The sequence below is a fragment of the Streptomonospora arabica genome, assembly GCF_039531585.1.
GTDB classification, from domain to species: Bacteria; Actinomycetota; Actinomycetes; order Streptosporangiales; family Streptosporangiaceae; genus Streptomonospora; species Streptomonospora halophila.
The window spans coordinates 299,326-316,759 of the sequence record NZ_BAAAQI010000004.1; the positions used below are offsets into that span (position 1 = coordinate 299,326).

General features: G+C 73.0%; 14 protein-coding genes. 8 read left to right on the forward strand and 6 right to left on the reverse strand.

Going from position 1 to position 17,434, the window contains the following annotated elements; all coding sequences use genetic code 11:
- Positions 1-474 precede the first annotated feature (474 nt).
- Positions 475-1,458: a chitinase gene (locus ABD284_RS09760; protein ID WP_386699609.1), complete on the forward strand. Its 984-nt coding sequence runs from the start codon at positions 475-477 to the stop codon at positions 1,456-1,458.
- A 308-nt stretch (positions 1,459-1,766) separates the two neighbouring features.
- Here ABD284_RS09760 and ABD284_RS09765 read toward each other — a convergent pair whose 3' ends face one another.
- The 3 genes from ABD284_RS09765 to ABD284_RS09775 form a co-directional block, all read right to left on the reverse strand.
- On the reverse strand, positions 1,767-2,408 hold the full coding sequence (locus ABD284_RS09765; RefSeq protein WP_344142328.1) for a hypothetical protein: 642 nt from the start codon (positions 2,406-2,408) through the stop codon (positions 1,767-1,769).
- Complete coding sequence (locus ABD284_RS09770) at positions 2,405-3,091, reverse strand: RNA polymerase sigma factor (RefSeq protein WP_344142329.1); 687 nt, start codon at positions 3,089-3,091, stop codon at positions 2,405-2,407. The genes ABD284_RS09765 and ABD284_RS09770 overlap by 4 nt, the downstream gene beginning before the upstream one ends.
- Positions 3,092-3,362: 271 nt before the next feature.
- Positions 3,363-5,990, reverse strand: coding sequence for a bifunctional FO biosynthesis protein CofGH (locus tag ABD284_RS09775; RefSeq protein WP_344142330.1), 2,628 nt, complete (start codon positions 5,988-5,990; stop codon positions 3,363-3,365).
- 185 nt (positions 5,991-6,175) lie between these two features.
- On the opposite strand from ABD284_RS09775, the gene ABD284_RS09780 reads away from it, so the two are divergent.
- Positions 6,176-6,817: a PadR family transcriptional regulator gene (locus tag ABD284_RS09780; protein WP_344142332.1), complete on the forward strand. Its 642-nt coding sequence runs from the start codon at positions 6,176-6,178 to the stop codon at positions 6,815-6,817.
- Positions 6,810-7,400 carry an SgcJ/EcaC family oxidoreductase gene (locus tag ABD284_RS25765; protein ID WP_386699484.1) on the forward strand — a complete coding sequence of 197 codons (591 nt, stop codon included), beginning with the start codon at positions 6,810-6,812 and terminating at the stop codon, positions 7,398-7,400. Before ABD284_RS09780 ends, ABD284_RS25765 begins: the two co-directional genes overlap by 8 nt.
- Here the strand turns inward: ABD284_RS25765 and ABD284_RS09785 are convergent.
- Positions 7,285-7,998, reverse strand: a complete 714-nt coding sequence (locus ABD284_RS09785; RefSeq protein ID WP_344142456.1) for a class I SAM-dependent methyltransferase — start codon at positions 7,996-7,998, stop codon at positions 7,285-7,287. The two genes, ABD284_RS25765 and ABD284_RS09785, sit on opposite strands and share 116 nt — an antisense overlap.
- 293 nt (positions 7,999-8,291) lie before the next feature.
- Here ABD284_RS09785 and ABD284_RS09790 point away from each other — a divergent pair, with 293 nt between their 5' ends.
- Together ABD284_RS09790 and ABD284_RS09795 are read left to right on the forward strand one after the other, a co-directional pair.
- Positions 8,292-9,326: an alpha/beta fold hydrolase gene (locus tag ABD284_RS09790; RefSeq protein ID WP_344142334.1), complete on the forward strand. Its 1,035-nt coding sequence runs from the start codon at positions 8,292-8,294 to the stop codon at positions 9,324-9,326.
- Positions 9,327-9,435: 109 nt separating this feature from the next.
- Positions 9,436-10,554 (forward strand): lysylphosphatidylglycerol synthase domain-containing protein, encoded by a 1,119-nt coding sequence (locus ABD284_RS09795; protein WP_344142336.1) that lies wholly within the window; start codon positions 9,436-9,438, stop codon positions 10,552-10,554.
- A 173-nt stretch (positions 10,555-10,727) separates the two neighbouring features.
- Here ABD284_RS09795 and ABD284_RS09800 read toward each other — a convergent pair whose 3' ends face one another.
- Both ABD284_RS09800 and ABD284_RS09805 read right to left on the reverse strand, forming a co-directional pair.
- Positions 10,728-11,423 (reverse strand): acyltransferase, encoded by a 696-nt coding sequence (locus ABD284_RS09800; RefSeq protein WP_344142338.1) that lies wholly within the window; start codon positions 11,421-11,423, stop codon positions 10,728-10,730.
- A gap of 1,265 nt (positions 11,424-12,688) precedes the next feature.
- Positions 12,689-14,056, reverse strand: coding sequence for a cystathionine beta-synthase (locus ABD284_RS09805; RefSeq protein WP_344142339.1), 1,368 nt, complete (start codon positions 14,054-14,056; stop codon positions 12,689-12,691).
- 377 nt (positions 14,057-14,433) lie between these two features.
- Between ABD284_RS09805 and ABD284_RS09810 the strand changes: the two genes are divergently transcribed.
- From ABD284_RS09810 to ABD284_RS09820, 3 genes are all read left to right on the forward strand, one after another.
- Positions 14,434-15,540 carry an SGNH/GDSL hydrolase family protein gene (locus ABD284_RS09810; RefSeq protein ID WP_344142341.1) on the forward strand — a complete coding sequence of 369 codons (1,107 nt, stop codon included), beginning with the start codon at positions 14,434-14,436 and terminating at the stop codon, positions 15,538-15,540.
- Positions 15,541-15,604: 64 nt separating this feature from the next.
- Positions 15,605-16,828: an acetyl-CoA C-acetyltransferase gene (locus ABD284_RS09815; protein WP_344142342.1), complete on the forward strand. Its 1,224-nt coding sequence runs from the start codon at positions 15,605-15,607 to the stop codon at positions 16,826-16,828.
- 269 nt (positions 16,829-17,097) lie between these two features.
- Positions 17,098-17,346, forward strand: a complete 249-nt coding sequence (locus ABD284_RS09820; RefSeq protein WP_344142343.1) for a DUF4287 domain-containing protein — start codon at positions 17,098-17,100, stop codon at positions 17,344-17,346.
- Positions 17,347-17,434 lie beyond the last annotated feature (88 nt).

The following is a 17,434-nucleotide window of genomic DNA, read 5'->3' on the forward strand; positions in this document are numbered from 1 at the left end:
AGCATTCCTTCATCCGCGCGGCAGCGGCCCGTCGCCACTGCCGCAGGGACCGTAACAGCTTCCCGGGGATCGCGCGACCACGGGGCGTCAGGCCCGCCCCGGTGCCGGCGCCGCGGATCCGCCCGCGGATCCTCGGCCCGCGCCCTTCCTCCGACCCGCCCGCGACCTGCGCGGAGCCGCCTGGGCGCGCTGTGTACCCGATACACGACCGAGTGTTTTTGGAAATAATGCTTCCAGATAGGTTGACGTCTCGGACGCCAACTCCTAGGTTTCTTAACACTTCAGGTGCGGATCCGAACACTGAGAGCGAATCCGGTCGGCATGCAACCCGGATTCGCGTCCATTCCCCGCTCACGGACGCGAGACGCCTGGAAGGAGCCCTCTTTCGTGAACGCTCCCCGACATCCCCGACACGCCCCCGGCGGACACCGCTTCAGCGGTGTCTTCCGCCGCTTCCCGCGGCTCTCCGCGGCCCTGGCCGGCGCAGCCGCGTTGTCCACCCTCGGCCTGGGCGCGGTCGCCGCACCGACTGTGCTGGACGGTTCCGAGCCCACCTCCGCCACCCCTGCCGCGGCGGACGGCCAGTGGCTCACCGGGTACTGGCACAACTTCTCCAACGGCTCGACAACGATGCCGATCAGCGAGGTGCCCTCCGCCTACAACCTCATCGCGGTGGCCTTCGCCGGCAACCAGGCCGGCAGCCCCGGCGGCATCACCTTCGACGTCGCCGACTCCGAACTGGGCGGCTACACCGACCAGCAGTTCAAGCAGGACGTGGCCGGCGTCCAGGCCGAGGGCCGCAAGGTGGTGCTGTCCATCGGCGGCCAGAACGGCCACGTGGACGTCACCAACTCCACCGAGGCCGCCAACTTCGCCGACTCCGCCTACGCCCTGATGCAGGAGTACGGGTTCGACGGGATCGACATCGACCTCGAACACGGCATGAACGCCCGGTACATGGAGGAGGCGCTCCGCTCGCTGCGGAACAAGGCCGGCTCGGACCTGATGATCACGATGGCGCCCCAGACCATCGACTTCCAGGCGCCCAGCTACGCCTACTACAAGCTCGCCCAGAACATCGGCGACATCCTGACCATCATCAACATGCAGTACTACAACTCCGGCTCCATGCTGGGCTGCGATGACCAGGTCTACTCGCAGGGCAGCGTGGACTTCCTGACGGCCCAGGCGTGCATTCAGCTGGAGCTGGGCCTGCGCCCCGACCAGGTGGGACTGGGGCTGCCCGCCACCCCCTCCGCGGCGGGCGGCGGCTACCAGTCGACCCACAACGTCATCCGGGCCCTGGACTGCCTCGAACAGGGGCGCAACTGCGGGTCCTTCACCCCGAGCCAGCCCTACGGGCCGATCGGCGGCGCCATGACGTGGTCGATCAACTGGGACGCCACGAACGGCTACGCCTTCGCCGACGCCCTCGGCGCGCGGCTGGGTACCGGCTGATCCGCAGGGCGGCGGCCGCCGATCGGCCGCGCCCGCGCCGGCGTGTGAAGCGCAGGCGCACCGTCCGGCCCTGACCCCGCCGGAGAAGGTGGCCGGTCCCGGCAACTCCCCTCGCCGGGACCGGCCACCGCCAGACGGCTTCGGCCCCCGTTCAAGGACCGGATTCCCGCCTCCGCCTCCGATCCGCCCCCCACCGGCACGCCCGGCCCCTGCCCGGACCGGAAGGCCCTCCCCACAGGGTGCGGCGCACCGTTCATCCCCTGGCGCCGCACCCTCTCGCTTCCGGCTCCTCAAGAGCCGCCGCTTCTTCACCGTTCGACCGGTACCTCCTCGCACGCCATGGGGGCGCCTTGAGCGATGAGGAAGTTCGTCCGGTGCTGCGCCCCCTCCTCCGGCACGAAGTTCTCGATGACCATGGAGTCATCCGCGTCCATCGCGAAGGCCCAGGGCACCCGCGAGCCCACCGAGGGCTGAGGCTCCTGTGCATCCACCGCAGAGTCCGGCGAGTATGCACGCCCCACGGAGAACTCCCCGTCGCCGCCGGAACGTCCGGGAAGCACCGTCATGGATCCCACCCTCAGATCGGAGGCGCACCGGGTGCCCGGCTCCGGGTTCCTGATCTCGACCGCCACCCCCGCTGCGCGCAGGTCGGCGGCCAGATCCCGCTGCTCGTCCCGATCCAGCGTCAGGTCCCTGATGCTCACCTGCACGCTGCCGTCCGGCTTCTCCTCGATGGCGTAGGCGGGCGTCGCCGTCATTCCCGGCACCACCACGAACCCGGCCGCCACCGCGGCTCCCCCGGCCAGGGCCATACCGACCCGCGGGAGCGTCACCAGGCGCCGTGCGGCGGGCCGCCGCTCCGCGGCGCGCTCGGCCGCGTTGAGCGCGACCTCCTTCTTCAGCTCGGCGAGCAGCCGGTCCTCGAAGCGTTCGGTCTTGTCTGCGGTCATGCCTGTCCCCTCGCGTATGAGATCCCGACCGGGGCGTCCCCGGTCCGCATGCTTTCGGCGGCGCGCGCGGTGTCAGCGCCGGGAGCGGTGTCAGCGGGAGAGGTCCCGGTCGGCGGCTCCTCCGCGGCCGGACCCCGCCGCGCGGCGGCCGCCAGCGCCTTGCGCGCCCGGTGCAGCCGCACCCGCGCGGTGACCTTGCGGATGCCGAGCGCCGCCGCGGCCTCGGTGACGCTGAGCTGGTCGACCGCGACGAGTTCGAGCACCTGGCGCTCGCCCTCGGGCAGCTCGGCCATCGAGCCCAGCAGTGCGCGCGCCCGGTCCTCGGCGTGGATCCGCTCCTCCATACGGGTGATGTCGTCGGAGTCCAGCAGCCTGCGGCCGGCCAGGCGGTTGCCGCTGTCGGCCTCGCGGGCCGCCCGCCTGCGCTCGGCCGCGACCACGTTGCGCGCGATCCCGAACAGCCAGGCCTCCTCCTCGCCCCTGTCGGGACGGTAGGAGTCCGCCGAGCGGATCGCCGCCAGGAACACGTCGGCCGTCAGGTCGGCGGCGGTGTGCGGGTCGTCGACCCGCCGCGCCACGAACCTGGTGATCCTCTCGACGTGGCGCCGGTAGAACTCCTCGAACCTGTCCGGGTCGCGCGCGGCTTCCCGGGGTCCCGCGCGTCTGCTTCTCTCACCTGCCACGTGGCGCCTCTCAGCATCCTGTATCGCGTTCCGCCTGCCTTCACGAGTACTTGGCGGACCGGGGACGAGGCGTTACCGGCCCAGGTCAGGACCGGCTGCGGAGGCCGAGGGTAGCCGGTGGGGCCGGCGGAGAGCGGACGGGGAGCGGCGGGGACGCGGAGGGCGGGCGGCGGCGCGGTACGGCGCACCCCGCACACCCGAACCGGCCCCGGCCGGACGGCGCCGGGCGGGGCCGGACGAGGCGGCCGGGCGGGAGGTGAGGGGCGCGGGGTCAGACCACCGGCAGCCGCGTCCCGCGGATGCTCGCGGCCACACCGTCGTTGGCCTCGGCGATCTCGCGGCGCTCGGGCGGAACCGGCCCGTACAGGGTGGTGCGCTGGCGCAGCGGGCGGCCGGTGGGCTCGACCAGGGCGCGGATGTCGCCGATCGTCTTGAAGGAGCCGTTGTCGGAGCCGGCCATGCGGCTGATGGTCTCCTCCATCAGCGTGCCGCCGACGTCGTTGACTCCGCCGGCGAGCAGCTGCCGGCAGGTGTCCTCGGCCAGCTTCACCCAGGAGCACTGGATGTTGTCGATCGAGCCGTGCAGCAGCAGCCGCGCCAGCGCGTGCACGGCCCGGTTCTCGCGGACGGTGGGGCCGGTCCGCGCCAGTCCGGCCAGGTAGATGGGCGCGCTGGTGTGCACGAACGGCAGCGGCACGAACTCGGTGAAGCCCGGGCGGCCGTTGCGCTCCAGTGAGCGCCGCTGCAGCGAGCGCAGCAGCTTGATGTGGGCCACCCAGTGCTCGGGCGTGTCCACGTGGCCGTACATCATCGTGGACGTGGTGGGGATGCCCAGGTCGTGCGCGGTCGTGACGACGTCGATCCACGCCGAGGCGGGCAGCTTGCCCTTGGTGAGTACCCAGCGGACGTCGTCGTCGAGGATCTCGGCGGCGGTTCCGGGCAGCGAGTCCACCCCGGCGTCCCGCGCCCGCTCCAGCCATCCTCGGACCGGCGAGTCGGTGCGCGCGGCGCCGTTGACCACCTCCATCGGGCTGAAGGCGTGCACGTGGATACCCGGCACGCGCTCCTTGACCGCGCGGGCGAGGTCGAAGTAGGCGGTGCCCGGCAGGTCGGGGTGGATGCCGCCCTGCATGCACACCTCGCTCGCCCCTGCCTCCCAGGCCTCGGCGGCGCGGTCGGCGACCTGGTCCAGGGAGAGGGTGTAGGCGTCGGCGTCGGTGCGGCGCTGGGCGAAGGCGCAGAACCGGCAGCCGGTGTAGCAGACGTTGGTGAAGTTGATGTTGCGGGTGACGACGAAGGTCACGTCGTCGCCGACCGTGTCGCGGCGCAGCGCGTCGGCGAGGCCCGCCAGTTCCTCCAGCTCGTGGCCGTGGGCGTGCAGCAGCGCCAGCGACTCCTCGTCGTCCAGGCCGGCCGGGTCGCGTTCGGCGTGCCTCAGGGCGTCGCGGATCTCCGGGTCGAACCGGCGCGGGGCGCCGACGCCCAGCTCGGGGCGGGGCAGACGCTCGCGCAGGCGCTCCCAGTCGCCGTAGACCGCGTCGAAGTCGCCGCGGCGGTCGGTGGTGCGGCCCTCGGTGTCGACGGCGGTGTGCAGGTCGGTGCGGCCGCTGGAAACCTGCTGGGGCTCGGGCTCCTGCCAGGGGCGGCCGACGACCTCGGCGTCCTCGCGGGCCAGGCCGGTTTCGGGATCGGCGAGCGCGGCGACGTGGCCGGCGACGCGCGGGTCAAGCCACGGCTCGCCCTGGCGGACGTACTCGGGGTAGACGGTGAGCCGCTCGCGCAGCCGGAACCCGGCCTCGGCGGTCCGGTCGGCGAGCGCGTCGATCTGCGGCCAGGGGCGCTCGGGGTTCACGTGGTCGGGAGTCAGCGGGGAGACGCCGCCCCAGTCGTCGATGCCGGCACGCAGCATGAGGCCGTACTCGTCGCCGATGAGGTTGGGCGGGGCCTGCACGCGCGCCTTGGCGCCCATCACCAGGCGGGTGACGGCGACGGTGGCGGCCAGCTCGGCCAGCTCCGCGTCGGGGCGGTGCATCATCGCGGTATCGGGTTTGGCCCGGAAGTTCTGCACGATGATCTCCTGGATCGCGCCGTACTCCCGGGCGGCCCGGCGCATGGCGAAGATCGAGTCGGCGCGCTCGGCCTCGGTCTCGCCGATCCCGATGAGGATGCCGGTGGTGAAGGGGACGGTGCAGCGGCCGGCGTCCTCCAGCACCCGCAGGCGCACCGCGGGATCCTTGTCGGGGCTGCCGTAGTGCGGCCGGCCGCGCTCGGTGAACAGCCGCTCGGAGGTGGTTTCCAGCATCATGCCCATGGACGGCGCCACGGGCTTGAGCCGCTGGAAGTCCGACCAGCTCAGCACGCCGGGGTTGAGGTGGGGCAGCAGACCGGTCTCCTCCAGGACCATGATCGCCATGGCGCGGACGTAGGAGAGCGTGTCCTCGTAGCCGCGCTCGTCCAGCCACCGCGCGGCCTGGTGCCAGCGGTCCTCGGGGCGGTCGCCGAGGGTGAACAGCGCCTCCTTGCATCCCATGGCGGCGCCTTGGCGGGCGATCTCCAGCACCTCGTCCGGCGAGAGGTAGGGGGACTCCAGGTGGCCGGGCGCGGTGGCGAAGGTGCAGTAGTGGCAGCGGTCGCGGCACAGCCGGGTCAGCGGGACGAACACCTTGCGGCTGTAGGTGACGACGCCGGGGCGCCCGGCGGCCTCCAGGCCGGCGTCGCGGACGCGGGCGGCGTGGCCGAGCAGGGCCTCCAGGTCGTCGCCGCGGGCGTGCAGCAGCACCTCGGCTTCGGCGGGGTCGAGGGCCTTTCCGTCGCGGGCCCGGGCCAGCGCTCGGCGCATGGCCGAGGGTGCGGGGGCGGATTCGGCGGTTTCGCTGTTCCGATGTCCGGCACGAGTCATGGTCGGCACGATACGGCGGCGCCTTTCCGGCGCTCAGGCCGCCCCGCCGGATGCGGCGCGGTGTGCCCGAGTCCACTCCCGGGCCCACTGCCGAACCCGTTCCCGGACCGCACGACTGGCGCGATCAATGGCTACTGGCTATAGTGCAAAATGCACTAAGGAAGAACGCTCTAAAGGAGACCGCCATGCCGAGTCGCCGCGGGGCCCGTGACCTGACGGCGCTCACCGTGCTCGCGCTGCTGCGCACCGGGCCCAGCCACCCCTACGAACTGCACCGGATGATCACGCAGACGCACAAGGACTTCGTCACCGGCCTGCCGCGGAGCCTGTACCACGCGGTGGACCGGCTGGAGAAGGCCGAGTTCATCGCCCCGGTCGACACCGAACGCGAAGGGCGCCGTCCTGAGCGGACCGTCTACGAGCTCACCGGCGAAGGGCGCCGGGAGCTGGCGGCGCGGCTGCGCTACCTGCTGGAGCGCCCCGACCCGGACACCTCCGTTTTCGTCGCGGCGGTGTCCTTCATGGGGTGCCTACCGGTGCAGGAGGCGCGCTACTGCCTCCAGGCCCGCGCGGCCGCCCTGGAGGCGGAGATCGCCGGAGGCGACGCGCACGCCGCCTCCCTGGGACGGGAGCTGCCGAGGCTGCTGCTCCTGGAGAACGAGTACGTCGGAGCGCTGAGGCGGGCGGAGCTCGCCTGGGTGCGCGCGGTCGTCGCCGACATCGACTCCGGCACCCTGACCTGGCCCGACGACATCGCCGAACTGGCGAGGCGGCTGCCGGGAGGCGCCGCGCACGACACCGAAGCGAAGGGGGCACACGATGGATGACACCGAGTCCGTAGCCGCACTGCTCGACGAACTGGCCGCCGCATGGAACGCGGGCGACGCCGACGCCTACGGCGACTGCTTCACCGAGGACGCGACCTACATCGTCTACAACGGGATGCTGCTGAGCGGGCCCCGCGAGATCGCCGAGGCCCACCGCCATCTGTTCGCCGGGCCGCTGCAGGGATCGAGCCTGGGCGGGGTCGAGGCCGCGGCGCCCGCCATCAGACTCGTGGCTCCCGGCGTCGCCCACGTGATGGTGACGGGAGGAGTGCGGCTGGCCGGCCAGGAGGCCCCCGATCCCGCACGCGACTCCCGCATCACCTATCTCGCGGTGCGCCGCGGTCAGGCGTGGCGCTTCGCTGCGTTAGAACACCCGCCGCACGGCGGAGGGAGCGGGGGCGGGCCGCGGCGCGGCGTGACGCCCGGCGGGCCCGGCCGGGGCCGGCGGGCCGGCCCGCCTGTGCGGTTCAGGCGGCGTCTTCGCCCTTCTTGCGCGCGCGGACGAGCACGATGCTGCCGCGCGTGTTGGGGCTGCGGGCGTCGCCCAGGGCGATCAGGGGAACCAGCGGGGCGGCGGCGTTGAAGCCGACCCGGCCACCGCGGGCGGATACCGACAGGTAGGTGCGTTCGGCCAGCGGACCGCGGAACTGGTAGCTGTGGCCGAGCACCTCCAGCCCCAGCGAGTCGAGCAGCGCGGTGAGCGACTCGTGGGTGTAGGTCCGCTTGACGTGGTAGCGGCGGCTGTGCGCGGCGAACAGGTGCGGCCAGCGCTCGCGCCGGGACAGGCAGTCGGCGGACATCACCAGCTCGCCGCCCGGCTTGAGCACCCGCGCCATCTCGCCGAGGGCGGCGGGTCCGTCGTCGAAGTGCTCGATGGCGCAGATCGAGAGCACCTTGTCCACCGAGGCCGCGCGCAGCGGCAGCCGCAGCGCGTCGCCCTCCACGAGCGCGGGCGCGTGGCTCAGCTTGGCGCCGCGCAGCATCTTGGTGCGCGCGAGGTCGACGGAGAGCGCGTTGGCGCCGCGCCGCCGGGCCCGGCCGGCCCAGTAGCCGTCGCCCCCGGCGACGTCCAGCACGGTCTGGCCGCGCAGGTCCGAGCCCAGCCAGCGAAGCAGCGCGTTGGCCTCGCGGTAGCGGCAGACATGGACCTGGTGACCGGCGAAGGCGACGACGTCTGGCATTCCCACGCGCCACAGCCTACGGGAACGCCGCACGACCCCCGCGCGCCCGCTGCGCGGGAGGAGCGGCCCCGGGCGGGCGCGTTCCGAGCACCGCCCAAGAAGACGCGGCGCCCCCGCGCTGCCGAGCTGCGGCGGTCGGCGCGCCCAGCGCGGGCTCGGCGCACGGTCCCGCCCGCATCAGCGATCTGTCAGGGGTGCGGCAGCGGCGGCGGTTAGCGTTCCGTCCATCGGCCGCCGGTCGGCGGCAGGCGCGGCGCTCGGCGCGGCGCGAGTCGAGGTGGAAGGGGGCCCGAATGCCGACGGCGACAGCGCCGCCCTGGGAGGCCGTCGTCGCGGGGGGCGACGACGCACCGGAACTCGCCGCGCGGGGGCGCGACGGCGCCGGGACTCCGCTGGTGCTCCTGCACGGGCTCGGGAGCACGCTGGAGGAATGGGAGCCGGTGGCCGAGCTGCTCGCGCCGCGGCACGCGGTCGTCACCTACGACCTGCGCGGACACGGGCACTCCGCCGACGGCGACTGGACCGTCGAGGGCCACGTCGCCGACCTGGCGCGGGTGATCGACCGGTTCGCGCTGCGCACCCCGGTCGTCGCCGGCCACGGCCTCGGCGGCGTCGCGGCCACCCTGCTCGCCACGCGTCGCGGCGACCTCTCCGCGGCGGTGACCGTCGACGGGTTCTGCCTGCCCGGCGCGGGCCTGGTCGCCGAGCACCTGGGGCTCGGCCCGGAGGAGGCCGAGGCCAACGCGGCGGCCGCCGACGCCTTCGCCGTGGACCAGATGTCCGCGGCCTGCTCGCCGATGCCCGCCGAGGTCTTCGACCGGTTGCTGACGAGCTACCGCGCCGGCGCCTTCGGCCTGCCCGGCGCGGTGCTGCAGGCCACGACCAGGCGCGCGGCGGTGCACGACGACCGCCTGGTGTTCCTGCGCCCGGGCCCGCGCGCCACGCGCGCGCTGTGGGCCGACCTCGCCTCCTACGACACCGACGCCCTGGCCGCCCGCCTGCGCGTTCCTGCCTTGGCCCTGGTCGCCGACCGCCCCCTCCCGCCGATCCCCGGCGCACCGGTCCGCTTCGGCGAGATCGTCGCCGCCCACACCGCCCACGAGCTCGCCTCCCGGTTCCCCTGCCGCACTCCCCGGCGCCTGGACGCCCCGTTCCCGGCCCACGTCAGCGCCCCGGCGGCGGTGGCCCGGGAGATCGAGGAGTTCCTCTACGGGCTCGAAAGCCGAGCCGCGGCCGGTTCCCCGCGGAACCCCCCGGGCGCCGCCCCGTCGGCGGCCCCGCCCCGGCAGAGCACCGCCCGCGGAGGCTCAGCTCTTCCCCCACTGTGAACGCGGCGGCAGGCGCGCGCGGCGGCGGAGGGCCGGTCCCGCAAGGCGTTCCGCCGACGCCCGCGGTCGGCGGAGCGGCGGGTGGGCGCTCCGGGACTAGGCTGGCGGGGTGCTGAACCGCCTTCGCTCCAACCGGTGGATGCGCCTGGCCGTCGTCCTGGTCGTGCTGGCGTGCGCCGGGGTCGCGCTGTACAGCCGGTGGGGCGAGGCGCGCGACGCGTTGGCGGCGCTGTCGCCGTGGGCGGTGGGCGGATCGCTGGCGGCTGCGCTGGCGGGGCTCGGGGCGCAGATGATGGCCTGGCGCGCGGTTCTGGCCGACCTCGGCTCCCGCCTGCCGGTGGGCACCGCCGCGCGTGTGATGTTCCTGGGACAGCTCGGGAAGTACCTGCCCGGTTCGGTGTGGGCGTTCGTCGCCCAGGTCGAGCTGGCTCGCGACCACGAGGTGGCGAGGCAGCGCGGGATCGCGGCGACCGTGCTGGCGGTCGCGGTGACGCTCACCGTCAACCTGGCGGTCGCCGCCGCCACGCTGCCGTTCGTCAGCGCCGAGGCCGCGCGCCGGTGGTGGTGGGTGCTGGTGCTGGCGCCGGTGCTGCTGGCGCTGCTGCATCCGCGGGCCGTCACGGCGCTGATCCACACGGCCACGCGGGTGACACACCGCTTCCGGCACGTCCTCGGCCCCAGGACAGCAAGGCGCCGAGCGGGCGATGCGGAGGCCGGCGGCTCCCGCGGCGGGACGCGCGCTTCGGGCGGCGAAGCGAACGCGACGCCGCTTCCGGCGAACACTCAGCTGGAGCGCGTCTCCGGGCGCGGGATGGCCGGTGCGCTGGCCTGGTCGCTGGCCGCATGGGTGCCGTTGTCGCTGCACGTGTGGGCGCTGGTCGCGGCGGCGGGAGGCGGGCAGGACGCCCGCGCGCTGCCGACCGCCGCCGGGGCCTACGCACTGGCCTGGACGCTCGGCGTGCTGGTGGTCTTCGCCCCCGCAGGGCTGGGCGTGCGCGAGTTGGTGCTGGTGGTGGGCCTGGCACCGGTACTCGACACCGGCTCCGCGCTGGTCGTCGCCGCCCTCTCCCGGTTGATCATGACCGCCGCGGACCTGCTGTGGGCCGGCGGCGCGCTCCTCGCCACGCGGTCGGCCGCGACGGCGCGCCCGGACCCTCCGGCAGCGGGCGGGCGGAGCAGCACCGGCGGCGGGATCGGCGACGGAGGCGGCGACCAGGTCGCCGGCTGACGGAACCCCGCGCGGCCGCCCTCGCCGACGAGAGCGGTGATGTCGGACCGCCGCCGCGCCGCCTACACGCCGCTCGATGCGCACCGCCCGCAATCCCCGTCTACACCGGCGGGCCCGGCTCTAGAACCCCCGCTTCGGCCGAGGCGCGCCGCGCATCGTCGGGCGCTGTGCGGCTACACCTCCGGCGGCGCCATGCTGCCGCCGTCCACGCGCGCCGACGAGTCGTCGCCCGCGGTTTCTCCGCTGCGCAGCGGCGGCACCCAGCCCGCCTCGGGGTCGTAGCGGCGCACCACCTTGCCGGGGATCCCCGCGACGACGCTGTGGTCCGGATAGTCGCCGGGCCGCACCACCGAACTGGCCGCCACCACGCAGTTGCGCCCCAGCCGCACACCGGGCAGCACGACCGCGTTGGCGCCTATCCAGGTGCCGTCGCCGATACGCACAGGGTCGTCGGCCGGCCACTGGCGGCCCACCGGGACGTCCACATCGGCGTAGACGTGGTTCTGGTCCGTTATGTAGACGTAGGGACCGGTGAACACGTCGTCGCCCAGCTCGATCGAGCGGTGGGCGACCACGTGCGACCCGCGCCCGATCGTGCACCCGTCGCCGATGCGGATGAGCGGACCCGCCGAGTCCAGCCGCTGGCCGGGCACCATGCCGGCGGTGAGCGTGATGTCGGCGCCCACCAGCGTGTGCGCGCCGATCGCGATCCACGGCTCACCGAAGACCGTCGCGGGAGGGAAGGCGATGGAGGTACCGGCCCCGTATCCGGCGAACCTGCGCGCGGCGCGCGAACCGAAACGGATGTCGGCATGGCGCCGCGCCCACGACCACAGCCCGCGCAGCAACCAGGACACCAGTCGTGACACCCGTATCCCCAAATCTACTGGTCGGTAATGAGGAGGTGTCCAGATTATGCACGACCGTGCCGGAGGAGAAACCGCACCCCTGGCGCTACTCCCGTGGTGCTGCAGCGGGGGTGCTGCAGCGAGGGTGCTGCAGCTGTGCTGTTGCAGCGAGGGGCTCGCCGGACGGGCGCGGGTGGAGGGATCGTGGAGGTGGGGGTGGGGGTGGCAGTTTCGGCGGATAGCTGATCCCACGCCCACCGGAACGCGTGCTTACCGGTGGCCCACGCGACAAGGCAGCGACGGCGGCGGATGGTCGAGCCCCAGCCCATCGCTTCGGGTGCCCGCCGGCGACCCACGCGACGGGGCAGCGAAGACAGTGGATGGCTGACCCTGCCCATCGGTATCGGTGCTCGCCGGTGACCCACGCGACAAGGCAGCAACGGCCGCGGACGGCCAGGTCCGGCGGCTACCGGTTCGGACGCCCGCCAGTGGCCCAGGCGACGAGGCGGCGAGACAGTAGTCGACCGAGAGCTGACGCAGCTCAGCCTCGCCCAGTCGCCATCCGTCGCACCGGATGGCACGCGACGAGGACGAATCGGGCATTCGGGACGGGCAAGCGTCCGCGCCATACAACGAGACCACTCAAATGCACGCGGCGACACCCTGACACTTCTCCGCACCCCTCCACGAAAGGAAATTCATAACCGAATGCCCGAAATACACCCCAATCCGAACACCCTTCACCGGCAGCGATGTCCACGAAACCCACCAAATACATGCCCCTGAGGCCTCGAAGAGCGAATTTGGGCACTCTCGTGCCCGCATGGCAGTTCGCGGCGACCACAGAGAAAGGCAAATCGGGCAAATTACCCTTGAATATTCCACATTTCGAAAACCAGGAGAAGGGGGGACGTTGCCGTGCTGGTTCGTTTCGACTCGCGAATCCTGCGCGGCCTATCGGGCCACCGAAATGCCCGAGATGACCCATCCAGCGACAGTAGCCGCCGCCAATCCGCTGCTCTCGTCGCGTGGGCCACCGGCGGGCACCCGAACCGATGAGCCGGCGCCCAACCATCCACCACCCCCGCCGCCCCGTCACACGGGCCACCGGCGAGCACCCGAGCCGGTAACACCGGCCTCGGCCACCCGCCGGCCTCCCCTACCGCGAATCCTCTACCGCATCCTCTTCCTCACGCCACAAGGCCCCAGCCTCAGCCTCGCTCTGGACCCTGGCCTCGTTGCCCTGCACCTCAGCCTCGCCCTCGCTGCCCTGCACCCCATCCGGCTCACCCCGACAAATGGGTCAGGATGTCCTGGCGGGTCAGCACGCCCGACGGCTTGCCTTCCATCAGCACGACCACCGCACCTGCCTGCTGTAGCAGCTCAACGCACCGGCTGACCGGCTCTCCGGAGCCGACGACCGGCAGCGCCGCGCCCATGTGCTGCTCGACCGGCTCCTCCAGCCGCGCCCGCTCGTGGAACAGCGCGTCGAGCACGTCGCGCTCGGCGATGGCGCCTACGACCTCGGCGGCCATGACCGGCGGCTCCTCCTTCATCACGGGAAGCTGGGAGACGCCGTACTCGCGCATGATCGACACGGCCGTGCCCACCGTCTCGTGCGGGTGGATGTGCACGAACTCCGGGAGCTCACTGCCCTTGGCGGACAGTACGTCGCCGGCGGTGGGCTCGCCGGTCTCCTCGGTGAGGAAGCCGAAGTCGGCCATCCACTCGTCGTTGAAGATCTTGCCGAGGTAGCCGCGGCCGCCGTCCGGCAGCAGGACTACGATGACGTCGTCGGGGCCGGCGCGCTCGGCCACGCGCAGTGCGGCGACCACCGCGGTTCCGCAGGAGCCGCCCACCAGCAGCGTCTCGTCGCGGGCCAGGCGGCGGGTCATCAGGAACGACTCCTTGTCGCTGACCGCGATGACCTCGTCGCAGATCGAGGGGTCGTAGGTCTCGGGCCAGATGTCCTCGCCCACGCCCTCCACGAGGTAGGGCCGCCCGCTGCCGCCGGAGTACACGGAGCCTTCCGGGTCGGCGCCGATCACCTTGACGCGGCCGCCGGAGACCTCCTTGAGGTAGCGCCCCGCGCCGGTGATGGTGCCGCCGGTGCCGATTCCGGCCACGAAGTGGGTGACGCGGCCTTCGGTCTGCTCCCAGATCTCCGGGCCGGTGGAGCGGTAGTGCGACTCGGGGTTGGCCTGGTTGGCGTACTGGTTGGGCTTCCACGCCCCCGGGATGGTCTGGGCCATGCGGTCCGAGACGGAGTAGTAGGAGTCCGGGTGGTCCGGCGCGACGGTGGTCGGGCAGACCACCACCTCGGCGCCGTAGGCCCGCAGCACCGCCAGCTTGTCGTTGCCCACCTTGTCGGGGCAGATGAAGACGCAGCGGTAGCCCTTCTCGGCGGCCACGATCGCCAATCCCACGCCGGTGTTGCCGGAGGTGGGCTCGACGATGGTGCCTCCAGGGCGCAGCGCCCCGCTCTTCTCGGCCTCCTCGACCATGCGCAGCGCGATCCGGTCCTTGACCGAGCCGCCCGGGTTGAAGTACTCGACCTTGGCCAGAACCGCCGGCGCGGCTCCGCCGACGACCTTGTGCAACCGCAGCAGGGGGGTGTCCCCTACGAGGTCGATCAGGGTGTTGTGCACCCGCATTGCTGAGCCCCTCTCACGTTCAGCACCGTCGCTGAGGGCCGCCGGGCCCGGTCGGGGCCGGACGGCCGCTGCCCCGACTGTAACCGGCGCCACCTCCGCGCGCCCCGCCCACCAGGGACATCGATGCCGTTCTGCGCTTCCGCGGCGGCGGAGCGGCCGACTACCCCGCTGAAGGAGCGGTGACACCCCGAAGGCCCCGCGGCGCACGGGATGTGAACCCCTCCGCGAGTGGGAACACCGGCAGACAGTAGGCCGTTTCCTCGGGTACGGACGCCCGCCGAGGAGGCGCCCGCCGCGCGGTGCCCGCCGCTCGCACCGCCCGGGGGCCCGCCTTCCGACGGGCCCGACAACTGACAGTGCGTTGCAGGGAGGCGGATATGGTTCTGCGCGCCGCTCGTGCCAGGCGTATCGCCACGGCCACCGCGTTCGGAGGGGGCGGGCTGACGCTGCTGGGAGCCTCGACCGTCGGCCTGCTCTACCTGCAGGCGCGCCTCGCGGTGAAGGCGGTGGGCTTCACCGAGTGGAAGGCGCCCCGGGTCAACGGCGTCTACGGCCACGGCGAGGGCGAGCCGATCACCTTCGCGATGATGGGCGACTCCACGGCGGTGGGCTTCGCCGTCGCCGACGCCTCTGAGACGCCGGGCAGCATGCTCGCCTCGGGCATCGCGGCGGTGGCCGACCGCCCGGTGCGGCTGCGCAGGGTGGCGCGGGTCGGCGCCACCTCCGCCGACCTGCCGACGCAGATGGAGAAGCTGCGCAACCGGCCGCCCGACCTCGCGGTGATCTTCATCGGCGCCAACGACGTCATCCACCGCCTGCGGCCCGCGGACTCCGTGCGCCACCTGCGCGACGTGGTGCGCGAACTCGTCGGGGCGGGCACCGCCGTGGTGGTGGGGACCTGCCCGGACCTGGGCACCGTCCAGCCGATCGGGCAGCCGCTGCGCTCCATCGCGCGCCGCGCGTCGCGCCAGCTCGCCGCGGCTCAGACGATCGGCGTGGTCGAGGAGGGCGGCCGGACGGTCGCGTTGAGCGACCTGCTCGCCTCCGACTTTCTGGCCCGGCCGCACGAGCTTTTCGGACCGGACCGGTTCCACCCCTCCGCCGAGGGGTACGCGTACTCCGCCGCCGCGGTGCTGCCGTCGGCGTGCGCGGCGCTGGGCCTGCTTCCGGAGCCGGCGCTGGAGCCCGACGCGGCGCCCGACGAGGACGTGCTCCCGGTGCACCGGGCCGCGGCCGAAGCGGCTGAGGAGGCCGGCAGCGAGGTCAGCCGCGCCGGCGAGGGCCAGCGCGCGCGGGGGCAGCGGGGCCGCTGGGCCGCGCTCCTGCGGCGGCCGTGGAACCTGCGCTCGGGCGAGGGCGCCGAGGACGACCAGGCGGTCGCGGAGCAGGTCGGCGACGGTAGCGCCGCTGCCGCGGCGGGTAGCGGCCGGGGAGTGCCCGGCAATACGGCCCCGGAGGTGAGCGAAGGCTCCGCGACAGGTTAACGTCGGGTATCACAGCGACCGACCTACTGGTCGGTAACCGCCTCGTACCAGAAAGGCCGCGGACATGCCCGAAGCCGTCATCGTCGCAACCGCGCGTTCCCCCATCGGGCGCGCGTTCAAAGGCTCGCTCAAGGACATCCGCCCCGACGACATCACCGCACAGATCGTCTCCGCAGCGCTGGCCAAGGTCCCCCAGCTCGACCCGTCCAGCATCGACGACCTCATGCTGGGCTGCGGGCTGCCCGGCGGCGAGCAGGGCAACAACCTCGCCCGGGTCGTCGCCGTCCAACTCGGCCTGGACGGCGTCCCCGGCACCACTCTCACCCGCTACTGCTCGTCCTCTCTGCAGACCACCCGCATGGCCTACCACGCCATCAAGGCGGGCGAGGGCGACGTGTTCGTCTCGGCCGGCGTCGAGATGGTCAGCCGGTTCACCAAGGGCAACAGCGACTCGCTGCCCGACACCAAGAACCCGCTGTTCGCCGAGGCCGAGGAGCGCACCGCCAAGCGCGCCGAGGGCGGGGCCGAGACGTGGCGCGACCCGCGCGAGGACGACCGGCTGCCCGACGTCTACATCGCCATGGGCCAGACCGCCGAGAACGTCGCCCAGATCCGCGGCGTCTCGCGCGAGCGCCAGGACGAGTTCGGCGTGCGCTCGCAGAACCTCGCCGAGCGCTCCATCGACAACGGGTTCTGGAACCGGGAGATCACCCCCGTCACCCTGCCCGACGGCGGCGTCGCCGACACCGACGACGGCCCGCGCAGGGGGACCACCTACGAGAAGGTCTCCCAGCTCCAGCCCGTCTTCCGCCCCGACGGCACGGTGACCGCGGGCAACTGCTGCCCGCTCAACGACGGCGCCGCCGCGCTGGTCGTCATGAGCGACACCAAGGCCGCCCAGCTCGGCCTGACACCGATCGCGCGCATCGTCTCGACCGGCGTCACCGCGCTGTCGCCGGAGATCATGGGCCTGGGCCCGGTCGAGGCGTCGCGCCAGGCGCTGGCCCGGGCCAACATGAGCATCGGCGACATCGACCTCGTCGAGATCAACGAGGCCTTCTCCGCGCAGGTGCTGCCCTCCGCCGACGACCTGGGCATCGACATCGACTCCCAGCTCAACGTCAACGGCGGCGCGATCGCCGTGGGCCACCCCTTCGGCATGACCGGCGCCCGCATCACCACGACGCTGCTCAACGGCCTGGACTTCCACGACAAGACCTACGGCCTGGAGGCGATGTGCGTGGGCGGCGGCCAGGGCATGGCGGCCGTCTTCGAGCGGCTGAGCTGACCGGACCCTTCGACGGCGACCGGTTCGCCGGCCGGACCGCCGGCCGGACCCAGGGGCCGGGGCGCGGGGCGCTCCCGGCCCCCGATCCCGCGAAAGCCCTTCGTCCCCGGGCTCGCGCGCGTACGCATGTCGCGGGGGCGAACAGCGGATGGCCGAACCGGGACGGCGGACCGACAAAACCAGGTGTAAAAGACACGCCGAAGGTCTTGTCCGAACCGTGATCCTGATGCAGTGTCGCAGGTAAGTGCCACTCACCTACGGAGGTGCCAATGTCGGTAACCCACTCGCCGGAGATGCACGCGCAATTGATCGCCCGGATCCCGACCGTCACCGGCCGCGAACTCAGCGAGTGGTTCGACACTCTGGAGAATGGGCCCGGTCTCACCCGCTGCCTGGAACGCGCCAACTGGCTCGCCGACGAGTACAACCTCAGCCACGGCTACGCCCAGGCGATCGTCCAGGAGCACGACCGGCGCCGCCGCAACCGCACGCCCATCCCGAACCAGCGTACGAGCTGATGATCACCGCACCCCCGCGCAGCGCCGGCACCCCGCAGCACGGCGACGCCCCGCCCGGTCCGACCGGGCGGGGCGTCTGTCGTTTCGG